Here is a 15,508-nt window from a genome sequence, read left to right as displayed (position 1 = left end):
CGAGTGAGCGGTGAGGGGACGATGAACGGTCCGTTCATGAAGCGGCGAGTGGCCCAGCAATGCCTTGGTGACCGTCCCGTTGGTGTGTTAGCGAGTGGGCCAACGATGGCCCGATGAATGGCCCGTTCATGAGGCGGCGAGTGGGCCGGCGGCGGGGCGATGAATGGTCCGTTCATGTGTTCGCGAGTGGGGCGAGTGGTGGCGCCGTGAATGGCCCATTCATATGTTCGCGAGTGGGGCGAGTGGTGGCGCCGTGAATGGCCCATTCATAACGGGAGTGGTGGGACCGCTCGTGGGGCGATGAACGGTCCGTTCATGCCTTCAGCCTTCATGACTGGGCCAGTAGTGGATCGATGAACGGTCCGTTCATGAGTTGGGTGAGCGGGTGGGCCAATGGCGGCGCGATGAAGGGTCCATTCATGTCTTGGCGAGTGGCCCGGTGGTGGCTAGGCAAGGGGACTGTTCGGGCGGCGGTGAGTGGGCCAACGGTGGCCCGATGAACGGTCCATTCATGCCTTGGTGAGCGGGCCCGGTCGTGGCCTGGTGATTGGCCTGTTCGCGCGGTCGTGAGTGGGCCAGTGGTGGTGCGATGAAGGGACCGTTCGTGTATTCGCGAGTGGGTCAACGGACCTCCGATGAACGGTCCATTCACGCCGCGACGAAGGTCCCAGTCATATCGCGATGAATGGTCCGTTCACGCCCAGCTGGGCGCCGAACAAACCCCACTCACCCCCCAGCAGCCTCCGCCGCCCGGGCCAGCAGTACCTCCCGCTCCCGGGTGTTGCGCGTCAGCGCAGCCGCCCGTTCGAACTCCGCCCGTGCCTCCTCCCGCCGACCGACCTTCGCGAGCAGGTCGCCCCGTACCGTCGGCAACAGGTGGTACCGCGCCATCGCCGGCAGCTCCGCCAGCGCGTCCACCAACGGCAGCGCCGCCTCCGGGCCGGCCGCCATCGACACCGCCACCGCCCGGTTCAGCTCCACCACCGGCGACGGCGCCACCTCCGCCAGCTCCCCGTACAGCGCCGCGATCCGCGCCCAGTCGGTGTCCTCCGGCGTCCCCGCCCGGGCGTGGCACGCCGCGATCGCCGCCTGCAGCACGTACGGCCCGCGCACCTCCGACAACTTCTCGGCCCGCTCCAGGGCAGCCAACCCGTGCCCGATCAGCAACCGGTCCCACCTCGCGCGGTTCTGGTCCAGCAACAGGATCGGCTCACCGTCCGCCGTCACCCGCGCCCGGGACCGCGAAGCCTGCAACTCCATCAGCGCCACCAACCCGAACACCTCGGGCTCCTGCGGCGCCAGCCCGGCCAGGATCCGCCCCAGCCGCATCGCGTCGGCGCACAACTGCGGCCTCATCCAGTCGTCACCGGCCGTCGCGGAGTAGCCCTCGTTGAAGATCAGGTACACGACCTCCAGCACGGACCCCAACCGCTCCGCCAGCTCCGGCCCGGCCGGCACCTCGAACGGCACCTTCTTCTGCGCCAGCGTCCGCTTCGCCCGCACGATCCGCTGCGCCACCGTCGCCTCCGGCACCAGGAACGCGCGCGCGATCTCCTCGGTCGTCAGCCCGCCCAGCAGCCGCAACGTCAGCGCCACCCGCGCCTCCGTCTTCAGCACCGGGTGGCACGCCGTGAAGATCAACCGCAGCAGGTCGTCGGGCACCTCGTCCGGCTCGACCGCGATCGCCTGCTGCGTCGTCTCCAGGTCGAGCCCGATCTCCTCGTGCTTGCGCTCGGCCATCTTCAGGTGCCGGAAGTGGTCGATCGCGCGGCGCTTGGCGATCGTCATCAGCCACGCGCCCGGGTTGGACGGCACTCCGGACGACGGCCACTGCTCCAGCGCCGCGACCAGCGCGTCCTGCGCCAGCTCCTCGGCCAGCCCCACATCACGGACCATGCGCGTCAGCGCCGCGATCAGCTTCGCCGACTCCATGCGCCAGACAGCGTCGATGGTGCGGTGTGCCTCGGTGACCGTCACGGTCACCGAGCACACCACCTCACCGCGGCGAGGGCAAGCTCCTACTGCCCGTGCTGCTCCTCGATCCGCTGACGCATCCGGTCCTCGGCCTCACGCAGCTCCGGCGTGTACGCCTCACCGAAGTCCTCGGCCTCGAACACCTGCCGGATCTCGATCTCGGTGTTCTGGAACGGCGCCCGCTTGAGCCACTCGACGGCCTCCTCCTTCGACTTCACGTCGAGGATCCAGAAGCCCGCGATCAGCTCCTTCGACTCGGCGAACGGCCCGTCGATCACCGTCGTGCCCTCGCTGGAGTACCGCACGCGCGCGCCCTTCGAGCTGGGGTGCAGGCCCTCACCGGCCAGCATCACGCCCGCCTTGACCAGCTCCTCGTTGAACTTGCCCATCTCGGCCAGCTCCTGCTCGGTCGGCATCGCGCCGGCCTCGGTGCTCTCGTCGGCCTTGACCAGGACCATGAACTTCATCGTCTTCTCCCTGCTCTCGTGGTGTCCCCGCGGGACCGTCACGATGACATCGATCGAGCACCGGGCGAATCGACAAGGCCGGACAATTTTCTTTCGGAAATCTCAGCGGACCCCGGTCAGCACGAGAACCCGCTGCTCAGTGAGGTCTTCCATCGCCGCGCGGAGGCCCTCCCGGCCGGTGCCGGACTCCTTCACCCCGCCGTAGGGCATCTGGTCCGCGCGGTAGCTCGGCACGTCGCCGACGACCACCCCGCCGACCTCCAGCCGCGCCGACGCCTCGAACGCGATCCGCAGATCGTGCGTGAACACCCCGGCCTGCAGACCGAACCGCGACGCGTTGACGCGGGCGAAGGCCTCGTCGACCGAGTCGACCGGCGCGAGCGAGAGCACCGGGCCGAAGATCTCCTCGGCGTTGACCGCGCAGTCCTCGGGCGCGTCGGCGAGCACGGTCGGCGCCACCGTCGCGCCCTGCCGCGTCCCGCCGGCCAGCAACTCGGCACCCGCGGCGACCGCGTCGTCGACCCACGACTGCACCCGCACCGCCGCCGCCTCGTTGATCAGCGGGCCGACCTCGCCGTCCACGTCCAGCTTGCGCACGTGCGCGACCACCCGGTCGGCCAGCTCGGCGTAGACGTCGCGGTGCGCGTAGACCCGCTGGACCGAGATGCACGACTGGCCGCCCTGGTAGGTGCCGAACGTCGCGATCCGCTGCGCGGCGAACTCCAGGTCCGTCCAGTCCGGGCAGACGATCGCCGCCGCGTTCCCGCCCAGCTCCAGCGTGACGTGCTTGCGCGGCACCCGGTCCTGGATCGACCAGCCCACCGGCCCGGACCCGGTGAACGACACGACCGGCAGCCGCGGATCGGCCACGAGTTCGCTCGCCGCCTCGTTCGGCATCGGCAGCACCGACCAGGAGCCCGCGGGCAGGCTGGTCTCGGCGAGGAGTTCGCCGAGCACCAGCGCGGTCAGCGGCGTCGCGGGCGCGGGCTTGAGCACGATCGGGCAGCCGGCGGCGATCGCCGGGGCGACCTTGTGAGCGACGAGGTTGAGCGGGAAGTTGAACGGCGTGATGCCCAGGACCGGCCCGCGCGGCGCGCGGCGGACCAGGGCCAGCCGCCCGGCCGAGGCGGCGTCGGTGTCGAGCCGCTGCAGCTCACCGGAGAAGCGGCGGGCCTCCTCGGCTGCCCAGCGGAAGGTGGACACGCCACGGCCGACCTCGGCGCGCGCCCACTTCAGCGGCTTGCCGGACTCGGCGTGGATCAGGTTCGCGATCTCGTCGGCGCGCTCGGCCAGCCGCCGCGAGACGTGGTCGAGGGCGTCCGCGCGCACGTACGCGGGCAGCTGGGCGACCTCGTGCCGTACGTCGTGCGCGGCAGCGACGGCGTTTTCGACGTCCTCGGCGGTCGCGTTGCTGGTGGTCCCGGCGAGGGCGCCGTCGCGGGGGCTGCGGACTTCGACGAGGTCGTCGCTCGACGCCGGGCGGCCGGCGACCCAGTAGGGGAAGGTCATGCGTCCAGCATCGGCTCGCCCGGACCGGACGGAAATGGCCGGACTGGCCAGTTGGATACCCGGAAACTGGACGAAGTGGCAGAGTGGTGGACATGCCGGTGACCCTGCGGCGGCTGCTCGCCGATCCGACGCTCGGTCTGCGTGCGCTGGCCGGGGAGTCCGATGTGGACCGTCCGGTGGGCTGGGTGCACGTCAGCGAGCTGGACGACCCGACGCCGTTCCTCGAAGGCGGCGAGCTGCTGCTCACCACGGGATTGCGCCTGTCGGGCGAGACCGAGTACGTGGACCGGCTGACCGCGCGCGGGCTGGCCGGGCTGGGCTTCGGCATCGGGCTCAGCCACGACGAAGTGCCCGCCGGCCTGGTGCGCGCCGCCGCCGCGGCCGGGCTGCCGCTGATCGAGGTGCCGCGGCGGACGCCGTTCATCGCGATCAGCAAGGCCGTGTCGGCGGCGCTGGCGGCGGACTCGTACGCCGAGGTCACCGCGACCAACGCGGCACAGCAGGAGCTGACGCGGGCGGCGTTGCGCGGCCCGGACGCGGCGGTGCGGCGGCTGGCGCGGCTGCTCGACGGGTTCGTGCTGCTGGTCGGCCGCGGCGGTGAGCTGGTGCGCGCCGCGCCGGCGGCGGCCGCGGAACGGCTGGCTTCCGTCGCGGGCGAACTGGCGCGGCTGCGCGGTGGTCCGGCGAGCGCGACTTTCGAGGTGGACGGGCAGCACGTGGTCGTCCAGGTGCTGCGCAACCACGGGTTCCTCGTCGCCGGACGGCCGCAGCCGTTCGACCGCACCAGCCGGCACGTGCTGAGCGCGGCCGCCTCGCTGCTCACCCTGGCGTTGACGCGGGCGGACGGCGTGGAAACGGTGCGACGCAAGATGCATACCGCATGTATGTCTTTGCTGCTGGCCGGGCAGCACGAGCTGGTCGCGGGGATCGTCGATCTGCCGCCGGAGCCGGTCGAGGTCTTCGCGTTCACCGGGCCACCCGAACGGGTGCTCGACGCGCTCGAGGGGAGCCCGGTGTTTCCCGCGGAGGTGGAGGGATTCGTCGTGGCGATCGCGCCGCCGGGCTGGCCGGCCCCGGAGCTGACGGGTGGGGTGGCACCGGCGGCCGGGTACGCCGAGCTGGCTTCGGCGCACCGGCGGGCGGTGGGCGTGGCCTCGGCGACCGAGCTGGTGCGGTTCCGCGGTGACCTGGTCTCGCTGCTTCCCGCGGAAGAGGCGCAAGCGTTTGCCACCGCGGTGCTGGAGCCGTTGGTGCGCCACGACGAGGGCGGGCGGGGTGATCTGGTGGCGTCGCTGGCGGAGTGGCTGCGGCGGCACGGGCAGTGGGACCCGGCGGCGGCGCGGCTCGGCGTGCACCGGCACACCTTGCGCAACCGCATCGCCAAGGTGGCCGAGCTGACCGGCCGGGACCTCGACGACCCCGACGTGCGGGCGGAGCTGTGGATGGCGCTGCGGCTGCGCGGCCTAGGGTCGGGGAGTGTCCGTGCGTGAACTGGTGGTGCTGGGGACCGGGAGCCAGGTGCCGACCCGCACCCGCAACCACAACGGCTACCTGCTGCGCTGGGACGGCGAGGGCCTGCTGTTCGACCCCGGCGAGGGCACGCAGCGGCAAATGCTGTTCGCCGGGGTGGCGGCCAGTTCGATCACGCGGATCTGCCTGAGCCACTTCCACGGAGACCACTGCCTGGGCGTGCCGGGCATCGTGCAGCGGCTGTCGCTGGACGGGGTGCGGCACCCGGTCGTCGCGCACTACCCGGCGTCCGGCGCGGAGTACTTCGCGCGGCTGCGGCACGCGAGCGTCTTCCACGAGACGGCGGAGCTGGTGGAGTCGCCGGTGGCGGAGCCGGGCGTGATCGCGCGTGGGGCGTTCGGCCGGTTGGTGGCGCGGCGGCTGTCGCACCCGGTCGAGTCGTTCGGGTACCAGCTGGTCGAGCCGGACAGCCGCCGGATGCTGCCGGAGCGGCTGGCGGGGCTCGGCGTGCGCGGCCCGGCGGTCGGGCGGCTGCAACGGGAGGGCTCGATCGAGGTCGACGGCCGGCGGGTCGAGCTGGCGGAGGCGAGCGAGCCGCGCCGGGGCCAGCGGTTCGCGTTCGTGATGGACACCCGGCTGTGCGACGGCGTGTTCGAGCTGGCCGACCGGGCGGACCTGCTGGTGATCGAGTCGACGTTCCTGTCCGCGGACGCCGCGCTGGCCGCCGAGTACGGCCACCTGACGGCCGCGCAGGCCGGGCGCGTGGCGGCGGAGTGCGGGGTGCGGAAGCTGGTGCTGTCGCACTTCTCGCAGCGGTACGCGGACCCGGAGGCGTTCCGCGCGGAGGCGGGGGAGTTCTTCGGCGGGGAGGTCGTGGTGGCCTCGGACGTCAGCCGGGTCGCGGTGCCGGCGCGGCGGCCGGAGTCGGTGGCGGGCTGATCGCGGCCCGCGACGTGGCCGGAAGCCGCCGGTTGAGCACCATCCCGCACCCCCTCCTCCCGAGCGGCCTACGTCACACGTGTGGGGGATAACCGCAGGTCACTCAGGTGTGGCCCTCCCGGGGCTGGGTAGCCACTCCACCGGAAGCGCTTCAGAAACGGGGCGCAGGTTGCTCCTGCAACGGAAGGGAGAGAGGCCAGTGGCAACGTCCAACCTGGCGGCCGTCGACTTCGGCCAGGGTGTGTCCAACGCCTGGAGCGCGGTGGCGACCTTCGTGCCGAAGTTCGTCGCGTTCCTGGTGATCCTCGCGATCGGGTGGTTCGTCGCGAAAGCGCTGGGCAAGATCGTGAACAAGGTGCTCGAGAAGGTCGGTTTTGACCGCGTCGTCGAGCGCGGCGGCATCAAACAGATGCTCGCCAAGAGCAAGTACGACGCCTCGGACATCATCGCCAAGCTGGTGTACTACGCGGTCCTGCTGATCGCCCTGCAGATCGCCTTCGGGGTGTGGGGCCCGAACCCGGTGAGCGGCCTGCTCGCGGGCATCGTCGCGTGGCTGCCGAAGGCCGCGGTCGCGATCATCATCGTGGTCATCGCCGGCGCCATCGCCCGTGCCGTCAAGGACCTGATCGGCAGCGCCCTCAGCGGCCTGTCCTACGGCAAGACCCTGGGCACGATCGCCGCGGTGTTCATCTGGGCGCTGGGCATCATCGCCGCGCTGAACCAGATCGGCGTGGCCACCACGGTCACCACGCCGGTGCTGATCACCGTGCTCGCGACGGTCGCCGGTGTGGTCGTCGTCGGCGCCGGTGGTGGCCTGGTGAAGCCGATGCAGCAGCGCTGGGAGCGCTGGCTGGGCCGCGCCGAGGAGCAGATCCCGGCCGCCAAGGCACACGCCGAGGCCTACCAGCGGGGCCGTGAGGACGCCACCCGCGCCACCACGCCGACCGCGGAGGCGGCCACGCAGGAGATGCGCCAGCCGACCGGTTCCACCGCGTCGGACAGCGGCGCGACCACGCGGCCGCCGGAGAGCTTCCGGTAACGCGGGGAGCAACGGCCGGTCCGGCGACGGACCGGCCGTTCTCGTGCGTCTAGCGCAGTTCCAGCTCGAAACCCTGCCGGTACCGGGGGTCGTCCATCGAGGTCGCCAGCGCGCAGACGGCGAGCAGGCGGAAGGTGAGCCAGTCCATCGGCCCGGACTCGGGGCCGTGCGGCACGCTCAGCCGCCACCCGGCTTCGCGGGCGTGGTCGAGCAGGCCGCGCGCGTAGCCGGCGAGCAGCACGACACCCGCGACGGCCGCGGAACCCTCGACGCCCGCGGCCAGGATGTCGCGCACCGCGGCCGCGTGCTGGTCCACCACCGCGGCCAGGCCGGGCGCGGTGGCCACGGCGGCGACGAGCCCCGCGGCACCCAGCTGGCTGTGCAGATGATTCAGCGTCCGGCGGGACGACCGTTCCGCCCAGACCGCGGCCAAACCGAACATGCCTCCCACGGTAACCCCCGGATTCGACCTTGTGGACCGGGGCGGCGACGATCGACATGGCCGTTTCCTCGCGGCCGGGACGCGGTGTCAGCGCGGCGTCACCGACGGCTTCCGTTACAGGTGCGGAACTTCACGATGACGAGGCGGGAATGAGACGGATCGGCGGGTTCCGGTCGCCGGGCAGCCGGGCGCGCTACGACGCCGTCTACGACGAAGGCCTGCGCGCCCTGCCCGAGCCGGCCGCGCGGCACGACGTGCCGACCGCCTTCGGCACGGTCCGCGTCTACCGCTTCGGCGCCGACGGCGACCCACTCGTCCTGCTGCCCGGGCGCTGCGGCACGAGCGTCATGTTCCGCACGAGCATCCCGCGGCTGGCCCGCCGGCACCGCGTCCACACCGTCGACCTGCTCGGCGAACCGGGCCGCAGCGAGCAGACCGCGCCCATCCGCGACGCCGGGGACCAGGCGCGCTGGCTCGACGAGACCCTGGCCGGGCTCGGCCTCGGCGAGGCGCACCTGCTCGGCGTCTCCTTCGGTGGCTGGCTGGCCGCCAACCTCGCGATCCGGCGGCCCGCGCGGGTCGCGTCGGCGACGCTCGTCGATCCGGTCGCCACGTTCGCGCCGCTGCCGCCCGCACTGGTGCTGCGGGCCATCCCGGTCGGCCTGCCCTACGTGTCCAGCTGGGCCCGCCCGCGGTTCCTGGCCTGGGTCACCGGCGCGGACCCGGCGGACGCCGTCGAAGGGCGCCTGGTCAGCGCCGGTTTCCAGCACTTCCGGATCGCGCTGCCCCGGCCCGTCCCGTTCCCCGGCGAGCAGTTGCGCGGGATCGGTGCGCCGGTCCTGGCGCTCATCGGCGGTCGCAGCGTGGTGCACGACCCGCGCCGCGCGGTGGCCCGGGCCCGAGAACTCCTCCGGCACGGCGAGGCCGAGCTGTGGCCGGACGCCACCCACGCCATGCCGGCGGACGAGGTCACCGAGCGGACGCTGCGCTTCCTGCCCGGCCGCTGAATCGTCGCGAGTGGACGGTCACGCACCGTCACCGTTGCCGGCCGGGTGGCCGGGGTTCCTCGAGTAGCATGGCGCGCAGGAGTTCGCGGGCCTGTCGGCGGATCTGCACCGAGTCGCCGTGACCGCCGATGGTCCACAGCAACTCGGCCAGTGCGCAGCCCGCCGTCTTCTGCAGCGAGCCCAGGTACTGCGCGAAATGCTGAGCCCAGCGGCCGTGCAGGGTCACCAGCAGCTCGTCGCCGAACTGGTTGCGCAGCACGATTTCCTCGCCTTCGCGCGCCTCCGTCCAGAACGGCAGCGCACCCGCGAGCGAGCGCCACTGGTCCGCCAGCTCGGCGATCCGTTTCCGCTCCAGGCGGTCTTCCTCGTCCTGCCGGTTCATCGTGCACTCCTCACCCTCCGTGCACGACGCTAGAACAGGTGTTCGATGATCACAAGCTCGGGGTGGGAGCCGTCTCAGGTTCGCGTGGCTGCACCCGGACCTCGAAACCGTAGCCGGGCGAGGGCGGGAAACCGGCTTCGCCGACGGCTTGGATCGACACGCTGTCGCCGGGGAAGAGGTAGCCGGATCCCTTGATGGGTTGCGGAGTCGTGCCGCACGGGAACATTTCCGTGTGCCAGTCCTCGCGCGGCGATCGGTATCGCACACCCATTTTCGGCGTGCTCAGCAGGTGCGCCGCGGGGCACGCGCCGGACACGCTCAGCTCGATCGAGTACGCCTGGTCGCCGTCCTTCGTCACGGTGCCCGCGACCTGCAGGCTCCACCCGTTTCCGTAGTAGGACGTGAGAAACGCCGGCTCGGCGGCGGCGGGCGTCGTGGTCAGCAGGAACGCGGCTGCGGTCAGTGCGGCGATCGTTCGCATGAATTCGACGTTCGCAAGCGCCGTCGGAGTGCGCAAACCGCCGGTGTCCCTCGAATGAGGGTCACGTCCAGTGCGCGGCGCCGCGGGCGATCAGCTTCAGCCGGTTCTCCGCGGTGGCGAGAATGCGTTCGTCGGATTCCGCGGTGCGCGGCACGGTTTCGATGAGTTCCATCGCGGTGGACAACAGCGTGGTGACGATCATGTCGGCGAGCATCCGCAGGTCGTCGGTGCGCCAGCGACGCAGGCAGTCGAACCGGGCGAGGTCGACGGCCAGGTCGCCGGCGAACATGCGCAGCTCGGTGCGCGCGGCCTGCGGCACCGCGCCCCCGCCGCCGTGCCGCTCGCGGGTCAGGAAGCGGATGTGGGCCTCGTGCGCACGCGTGTACTCGTACAGCGTCCGCACGACGGTGTGGACGACCCGGTCGAAGTCGGTGCCGGTGTCGCGCGCCGCGTCGAGCATCCGGTGCAGGACGTCCATCGACTCGCCGAGCAGCACCAGGCCCAGCTCGTCCATCGAGGTGAAGTGCCGGTAGAAGGCGGTCGGCACGATGTCGGCCTGCTTGGTCACCTCGCGCAGGCTCAGCACGGCGAACGGGCGGTCCGCGAGCTGGGCGAGCGCCGCGTCCAGCAACGCCTGGCGGGTGCGCTGCTTGCGTTCCTGCCGGCTCACGGGCTTGACGGACTCGGCCGACACATCGCCGATCTTACGTCCGGCTCCGGGTGCGACCTGCGTCACGCCCGCACCTCCCTCGGTTGACAGCGCCCCCGGCGGGTACGCCACCATTGAGTGTACAAGTGTTCTCCGAAAATGATCCCGGGGAGGAATCATGCGGCTCGCCGCGATCGCCGAGGCGCTGCTCACCCCGCACGGCATCGACCGCTACCTGGAGCTCATCGACCCGATGCTGGTGCGCCGCGAGATCCGCGGCGAGGTCACGGCGGTCGAGCACCAGACCGCGGACACCGTCACGCTGACCCTGAAGCCCAGCGCGGCCTGGCGCGGCTTCCGGGCCGGCCAGTACGTGCGGGTTTCGGTGGACATCGACGGGGTGCGGCGCACCCGCTGCTACTCACCGGCCGGCTCGCAGCACCGCGACGGGCGGCTGGAGCTGACGATCAAGGCGCAGGGCCTGGTGTCGCGGCACCTCAACCGGGCCCGGCCGGGCTGGGTGCTGGGCCTGTCCCAGGCCGAGGGCGCGTTCACCCTGCCCGAGCCGCGGCCGGAGAAGCTGCTGCTGATCAGCGGCGGCAGCGGGATCACCCCGCTGATGTCGATGCTGCGCACCCTCGCCGACGAGGGGCACACCGGCGAGGTGGTGTTCCTGCACTACGCGAACACCCCCGGCGACGTGCTCTACGCCGGTGAACTGGCGCGGCAGGCGCCGAACGTGCGGGTCGTGCTGGCCTGCACGCACGCCGAGGGCGGCGAGCTGAGCGGGTTCTTCTCGCGGGACCACCTGGTCGAGGCCGCGCCCTGGTACGCCGGCGCGCTGACGTACCTGTGCGGCCCGGCGCCGCTGATGGACTCGGTGCGCGCCGTGTACGACAGCGAACAATTGGGTGAACAACTGATCACCGAAGAGTTCACGCCGCCGGAGCTGGTGATCGACGAGTCGGCGGCCGAGGGGACGGTGCGGTTCGCGCACAGCGGTGTCGAGGTCCCCAACTCGGGCCGCCCGCTGCTGGAACAGGCCGAGGAGGCCGGGCTCAGCCCGGAGCACGGGTGCCGCATGGGCATCTGCTTCTCCTGCACGAAGGTCAAGGCCCGCGGCCGGGTGCGCAACGCGAAGTCGGGCGAGGTGTCCGGCGAAGACAACGAAGAGATCCAGCTGTGCATCTCCGTCCCCGCCGGGGACGTGGAGATCAACGCGTAGAGGAGCTTCCCATGACCGGCTTGCAGGACCGGCTCACGCCGGAGCAGATCGAGGAGTTCGGCCGCGAGATGGACGCGATCCGGCAGCGGATCGTCGCCGACCTCGGCCAGGACGACGTCGACTACATCATGAAGATCATCCGGACCCAGCGCGGGCTGGAGGTCGCCGGGCGGGCGCTGCTGTTCGGCGGGTTCTTCCCGCCGGCCTGGCTCGCCGGGGTGGGCGCGCTGTCGCTGGCGAAGATCCTGGACAACATGGAGATCGGCCACAACGTGATGCACGGCCAGTACGACTGGACGCGCATCCCCGAGCTGAGCTCGCAGAAGTTCGAGTGGGACACGATGGCGCCAGCCGAGAACTGGCGGCACTCGCACAACTACATCCACCACACGTTCACCAACGTGCTCGACAAGGACCGCGACATCGGGTACGGCATCCTGCGCATCGACCCGGCGCAGAAGTGGCACCCGTACTACCTGGGCAACCCGGTGTACGCGACGGTGCTGGCGTTCATCTTCCAGTGGGGCGTGATGCTGCACGACCTGGAGTTCGACCGGATCGTGCGCGGTGAGCGGAAGTGGTCGGACCCCGAGCTCAAGGAGATGCGGGCGCGGATGGCGCAGAAGGCGGTGAAGCAGGTCGGCAAGGACTACGTGCTGTTCCCGCTGCTCACCGGCCCGCTCGCGCCGCTGACGTTCCTCGGCAACGCGACGGCGAACCTGACCCGCAACCTGTGGGCGTTCGCGATCATCTTCTGCGGCCACTTCCCGTCGGACGTGGAGAGCTTCACCGAGGAGGAGACCGAGAACGAGACGCGCGGCCAGTGGTACCTTCGGCAGATCCTCGGCTCGGCGAACATCACGGGCGGCCCGCTGTTCCACATCCTGAGCGGGAACCTGTCGCACCAGATCGAGCACCACCTGTTCCCGGACATCCCGGCGCGGCGGTACCCGGAGATCGCCGCGGAGGTGCGGGCGGTGTGTGAGAAGTACGGGCTGCCCTACAACACCGGGCCGCTGCACAAGCAGCTGTGGTCGGTGGCGAAGAAGATCGTGAAGTTCGCGCTGCCGCCACGCCCCCGGCGGGAGGAGCCGACGCCGGATAAGCTGACGTCCGACAGGGTTTCCGCGGCGGCGTAAGGACGTGTGATGGTCGACCCGATCGAAAGCGGCAAGGACACGGTCCAGGTGCTCACCGAATCCGCGGCCACGCACATCGGCAACATAGCGACGATCATCACCGGCGCGGTGCGGGACATAGCCCGGGAGACGGGCGACTGGCTGACGGATTTGTTCGAGATGCGAGAAGCAGCGCGCCGAGCAAACGCCGACGAGCGGGAGTAGGGCCGGGCGGCGGGAGCACAACCGGCGGTCGGCAACGCAAGCGGGCCGGTAATCAGCCTGACCGCGCGGCAGCCCGGCAAACCGGCGGCCGGCAACGCAAGCGGACCGACCACGCCCCAGACCTCCCCCGCCCCCGATCCACAGCCGATCTTTGGTCGCCGACCAGGCGTGTCAAGGTACACAGAATCCGGAATCGGGGGCGGGGGAGGTCGGCACCCAAGGCGACCTTCCGGCGCCGTGAGGCGCTTTGGCCGAAGGCCAGAAAAGATCAATCTCCGCGCAGCGCTCGGCGCAGTAGCTTGCCCGTCGCCGTCTTCGGTAGCTCCTCCCGGAATTCCACCTGGCGCGGGTATTTGTACGCCGCCATGCGCTCGCGGCAAAAAGCGATCAATTCCTCCGCCGTGACCGAAAACCCCGGCCGCAGGCTGACGAACGCCTTCACCGTCTCCCCGCGGTACTCGTCCGGGACACCGACCACCGCAGCTTCCCGGACGGCTTCGTGTTCGTACAGCACGTCCTCGACTTCGCGGGGCCACACCTTGTACCCGCCCGCGTTGATCTGGTCCTTCTTCCGGTCCACCACGTAGAACCAGCCCTGGGCGTCCATGTAACCCACATCGCCCGTGTGCAACTGCCCGCCGGGAAGCGCTTTCTCCGTTTCCGCCGGCTTTTCCCAGTACCCGGCCACCACCTGCGGACCGGACGTCACCAGTTCGCCCACCTCGCCGACCGGTACCTCGCGGCCCTCCTCGTCGACGACGCGCACCACCGTGTCGTACACCGGCACCCCGACCGACAGCGCGCCCGAAGCCGGGTCCACCGGTGCCTCCGCGCCGAACGGGACCGCGTGCGACGGCGATGTCGTCTCGGTCAGGCCGTAGCAATTGTGGATATAGGCCCCGAACGCCGCTTGAAAAGCCTTCACCGTGCTCGGCGGGATCGGCGCTCCGCCGGAATAGATCTTCGTCAGCGAAGCCAGCGCCTCCCGGTCGGCGCCGGCTGCGTTCATCAACGCGATGAACACCGTGATCGACCCGACGGTGAACGTCGCGCGCTCCGCACGCACCGTCTCGATCGTCCGCGCCGCATCGAACCGGCCCATCAGCACCAGCGGCGCGCCCACCAGCAGCGCCACCGCGATGTGCCCGATCAGCCCGGTGATGTGGAACAGCGGCGCCACGCCGAGGATCACGTCGTCGCCGCTCAACCCCACCCAGTCCCGGTACGTCTGGGCGTTGAAGACGACGTTCCGGTGTGTCGTCATCGCGCCCTTCGGCGGGCCCGTCGTGCCCGACGTGTAGGTCAGGAACGCGATGTCGTCCGGCCCGAGCGTCACCTCCGGCGGCACCACCCCGCGAAACCGCGCGAGCATGTCCGCCAGGTCCACGGTCCCCGGGCACTCCACCGGCGAGGCGGGCTCCGCCCGGTACTCCAGTTCGGACGTCGTCAGCACTGTCCGCACCGCGGTCCCGGGCACGACCTCCGCCGCCACCTCCTGCCACAGCGACTGCAGCGTCACGAGCACCGTCGCGCCGGAGTCGGCCAGCAGCTGGCCCAGTTCGCGTTCCCGGTTCATCGGGTTGACCGGCACCGCGATCCCGCCCGCCTTCCACGTGCCGACCTGCGCGATCACGAACTGCGGCACGTTCTGCGCGTAGATCGCGACCCGCTCACCGGGCCGGAACCCGGCGTCGGTGATGCCCGCGGCGAAGGCGTCGGTCAGCTCGTCCAGCTCGCGCAGGGTGATCCGGCCGCCGAAGTACCGCAGGATGTCGCCGCCGGGATCGCGGGCCACCGCGGCGCGGAACATCGCCAGCGCGCTGTCGTGCTCCACGGTGATCCCCGCGGGCTGCCCCGGCGCGTACCGCGCCAGCCAGAGCCTGTCGTCGTAGACGCTCATCACCGGCGATGATCCGCCGCCGCCGGTGGGGGCGTCAACAGCTCAGCGGTGCCGGTGGCCGTGCCGGTCGTCGTAGCGGTCCCGGTCGTAGTCGTAGTGGTGCCCGTAGTCGTAGTCGAACTCGCGCTCGTACTCGCTCCAGTCCCGGTCGAAACGCGGGATCTGGTACTGCGGGACGGAGAACTGCGGTTTCGGCGCCTGCTGGGTCTGCTTCGGCGCCGCCTGCCGGGTCGGCTTCTTCGTGGTCGGCGCGGCGGCCTTCGGCGTGGTCGTCTTCGGCGCCGCCTGCTTCGTCGCGGCGACCGGCAGGATGCCGGTGAACCGGCCCTCCGGCGGGACGGCGCCGGGGCGCTCGCCCTGGTTGGCCACGGTCGGCTCCTGCGGCGCGGCGTGCCCACCGGACAGGCTGACCGGCTCGGGCTCGCCACCCGGCCCGGCGATCCAGCCGCCGACGAGCATCGCGCCGGCCAGGGTCAGCCCGGCGCTCGCGGTGGCCAGGATCAGCGGCCGGTTCCGCCGCTCCTTCGCCGGCCGCGCGTCGGCGTCCTCGTCGACCGGCACGATCAGCGGCTCGGCCGGCTCGTCGTCCACGACGCACGCCTCGAACACGATCGTCTGGGCCGCCTTGACCTCCGCGGCCAGCGGAGCAGGCGGGGCGGTCGGGGCGGGGGCGGCCGGGGT

General features: G+C 71.3%; 15 protein-coding genes and 1 pseudogene. 7 read left to right on the top strand and 9 right to left on the bottom strand.

The genetic code is table 11. The features are described from left to right. Positions 1–726: 726 nt before the first annotated feature. The 3 genes from D0D28_RS19585 to D0D28_RS19575 form a co-directional block, all read right to left on the bottom strand. Positions 727–1,932 carry an RNA polymerase sigma factor gene (locus D0D28_RS19585; RefSeq protein WP_094004536.1) on the bottom strand — a complete coding sequence of 402 codons (1,206 nt, stop codon included), beginning with the start codon at positions 1,930–1,932 and terminating at the stop codon, positions 727–729. Between the two features lie 86 nt (positions 1,933–2,018). Further along, positions 2,019–2,441, bottom strand: coding sequence for a YciI family protein (locus D0D28_RS19580; RefSeq protein WP_094004465.1), 423 nt, complete (start codon positions 2,439–2,441; stop codon positions 2,019–2,021). A 102-nt stretch (positions 2,442–2,543) separates the two neighbouring features. Further along, positions 2,544–3,950 carry an aldehyde dehydrogenase family protein gene (locus tag D0D28_RS19575; protein WP_116111542.1) on the bottom strand — a complete coding sequence of 469 codons (1,407 nt, stop codon included), beginning with the start codon at positions 3,948–3,950 and terminating at the stop codon, positions 2,544–2,546. 83 nt (positions 3,951–4,033) lie between these two features. Between D0D28_RS19575 and D0D28_RS19570 the strand changes: the two genes are divergently transcribed. The 3 genes from D0D28_RS19570 (at position 4,034) to D0D28_RS19560 (ending at position 7,398) form a co-directional block, all read left to right on the top strand. Further along, the gene (locus D0D28_RS19570) at positions 4,034–5,440 is read left to right on the top strand and encodes a PucR family transcriptional regulator (protein ID WP_116111541.1); all 1,407 of its coding nucleotides are present in this window, start codon (positions 4,034–4,036) and stop codon (positions 5,438–5,440) included. Next, the gene (locus tag D0D28_RS19565) at positions 5,427–6,359 is read left to right on the top strand and encodes a ribonuclease Z (protein WP_094004468.1); all 933 of its coding nucleotides are present in this window, start codon (positions 5,427–5,429) and stop codon (positions 6,357–6,359) included. The genes D0D28_RS19570 and D0D28_RS19565 overlap by 14 nt, the downstream gene beginning before the upstream one ends. A 199-nt stretch (positions 6,360–6,558) precedes the next feature. Then, entirely contained in the window at positions 6,559–7,398 is an 840-nt protein-coding gene (locus D0D28_RS19560) for a mechanosensitive ion channel family protein (RefSeq protein WP_094004469.1), read from the top strand. A 49-nt stretch (positions 7,399–7,447) separates the two neighbouring features. On the opposite strand, the gene D0D28_RS19555 is transcribed toward D0D28_RS19560, so the two are convergent. Then, on the bottom strand, positions 7,448–7,840 hold the full coding sequence (locus D0D28_RS19555) for a DUF6401 family natural product biosynthesis protein (RefSeq protein ID WP_205413307.1): 393 nt from the start codon (positions 7,838–7,840) through the stop codon (positions 7,448–7,450). Positions 7,841–7,989: 149 nt separating this feature from the next. Between D0D28_RS19555 and D0D28_RS19550 the strand changes: the two genes are divergently transcribed. Beyond that, positions 7,990–8,847, top strand: a complete 858-nt coding sequence (locus tag D0D28_RS19550; RefSeq protein WP_116111540.1) for an alpha/beta fold hydrolase — start codon at positions 7,990–7,992, stop codon at positions 8,845–8,847. Between the two features lie 28 nt (positions 8,848–8,875). On the opposite strand, the gene D0D28_RS19545 is transcribed toward D0D28_RS19550, so the two are convergent. The 3 genes from D0D28_RS19545 to D0D28_RS19535 form a co-directional block, all read right to left on the bottom strand. Further along, positions 8,876–9,229 (bottom strand): hypothetical protein, encoded by a 354-nt coding sequence (locus D0D28_RS19545; RefSeq protein ID WP_094004471.1) that lies wholly within the window; start codon positions 9,227–9,229, stop codon positions 8,876–8,878. Positions 9,230–9,278: 49 nt separating this feature from the next. Next, entirely contained in the window at positions 9,279–9,710 is a 432-nt protein-coding gene (locus D0D28_RS19540) for a hypothetical protein (RefSeq protein ID WP_240323268.1), read from the bottom strand. Between the two features lie 61 nt (positions 9,711–9,771). Continuing rightward, on the bottom strand, positions 9,772–10,446 hold the full coding sequence (locus tag D0D28_RS19535; protein WP_116111538.1) for a TetR family transcriptional regulator: 675 nt from the start codon (positions 10,444–10,446) through the stop codon (positions 9,772–9,774). Positions 10,447–10,537: 91 nt separating this feature from the next. Between D0D28_RS19535 and D0D28_RS19530 the strand changes: the two genes are divergently transcribed. The 3 genes from D0D28_RS19530 to D0D28_RS19520 are packed head-to-tail and all read left to right on the top strand — an operon-like array spanning position 10,538 to position 12,927. Then, positions 10,538–11,584 (top strand): ferredoxin reductase, encoded by a 1,047-nt coding sequence (locus tag D0D28_RS19530; RefSeq protein ID WP_094004474.1) that lies wholly within the window; start codon positions 10,538–10,540, stop codon positions 11,582–11,584. Between the two features lie 11 nt (positions 11,585–11,595). Further along, positions 11,596–12,723, top strand: a complete 1,128-nt coding sequence (locus D0D28_RS19525; RefSeq protein WP_094004475.1) for a fatty acid desaturase family protein — start codon at positions 11,596–11,598, stop codon at positions 12,721–12,723. Between the two features lie 9 nt (positions 12,724–12,732). Next, positions 12,733–12,927, top strand: a complete 195-nt coding sequence (locus tag D0D28_RS19520) for a hypothetical protein (RefSeq protein WP_094004476.1) — start codon at positions 12,733–12,735, stop codon at positions 12,925–12,927. 268 nt (positions 12,928–13,195) lie between these two features. Here the strand turns inward: D0D28_RS19520 and D0D28_RS19515 are convergent, their stop codons facing one another. Together D0D28_RS19515 and D0D28_RS19510 are read right to left on the bottom strand one after the other, a co-directional pair. Beyond that, entirely contained in the window at positions 13,196–14,827 is a 1,632-nt protein-coding gene (locus D0D28_RS19515) for a class I adenylate-forming enzyme family protein (protein WP_116111537.1), read from the bottom strand. Between the two features lie 42 nt (positions 14,828–14,869). Continuing rightward, positions 14,870–15,508: pseudogene (locus D0D28_RS19510) on the bottom strand (hypothetical protein); the annotation flags it as partial.

Origin of the sequence: Amycolatopsis ruanii (assembly GCF_003385175.1) — a bacterium.
Lineage (GTDB): Bacteria > Actinomycetota > Actinomycetes > Mycobacteriales > Pseudonocardiaceae > Amycolatopsis_E > Amycolatopsis_E thermalba.
This window is presented reverse-complemented; position numbering and strand designations above follow the sequence as displayed.

Coding starts and splice junctions, on each gene's coding strand:
- D0D28_RS19515 (WP_116111537.1), bottom strand. CDS start 14,827: ATGAGCGTCTACGACGACAGGCTCTGGCTGGCGCGGTACGCGCCGGGG.
- D0D28_RS19575 (WP_116111542.1), bottom strand. CDS start 3,950: ATGACCTTCCCCTACTGGGTCGCCGGCCGCCCGGCGTCGAGCGACGAC.
- D0D28_RS19555 (WP_205413307.1), bottom strand. CDS start 7,840: ATGTTCGGTTTGGCCGCGGTCTGGGCGGAACGGTCGTCCCGCCGGACG.
- D0D28_RS19525 (WP_094004475.1), top strand. CDS start 11,596: ATGACCGGCTTGCAGGACCGGCTCACGCCGGAGCAGATCGAGGAGTTC.
- D0D28_RS19585 (WP_094004536.1), bottom strand. CDS start 1,932: ATGGAGTCGGCGAAGCTGATCGCGGCGCTGACGCGCATGGTCCGTGAT.
- D0D28_RS19545 (WP_094004471.1), bottom strand. CDS start 9,229: ATGAACCGGCAGGACGAGGAAGACCGCCTGGAGCGGAAACGGATCGCC.
- D0D28_RS19520 (WP_094004476.1), top strand. CDS start 12,733: ATGGTCGACCCGATCGAAAGCGGCAAGGACACGGTCCAGGTGCTCACC.
- D0D28_RS19540 (WP_240323268.1), bottom strand. CDS start 9,710: ATGCGAACGATCGCCGCACTGACCGCAGCCGCGTTCCTGCTGACCACG.
- D0D28_RS19530 (WP_094004474.1), top strand. CDS start 10,538: ATGCGGCTCGCCGCGATCGCCGAGGCGCTGCTCACCCCGCACGGCATC.
- D0D28_RS19580 (WP_094004465.1), bottom strand. CDS start 2,441: ATGAAGTTCATGGTCCTGGTCAAGGCCGACGAGAGCACCGAGGCCGGC.
- D0D28_RS19550 (WP_116111540.1), top strand. CDS start 7,990: ATGAGACGGATCGGCGGGTTCCGGTCGCCGGGCAGCCGGGCGCGCTAC.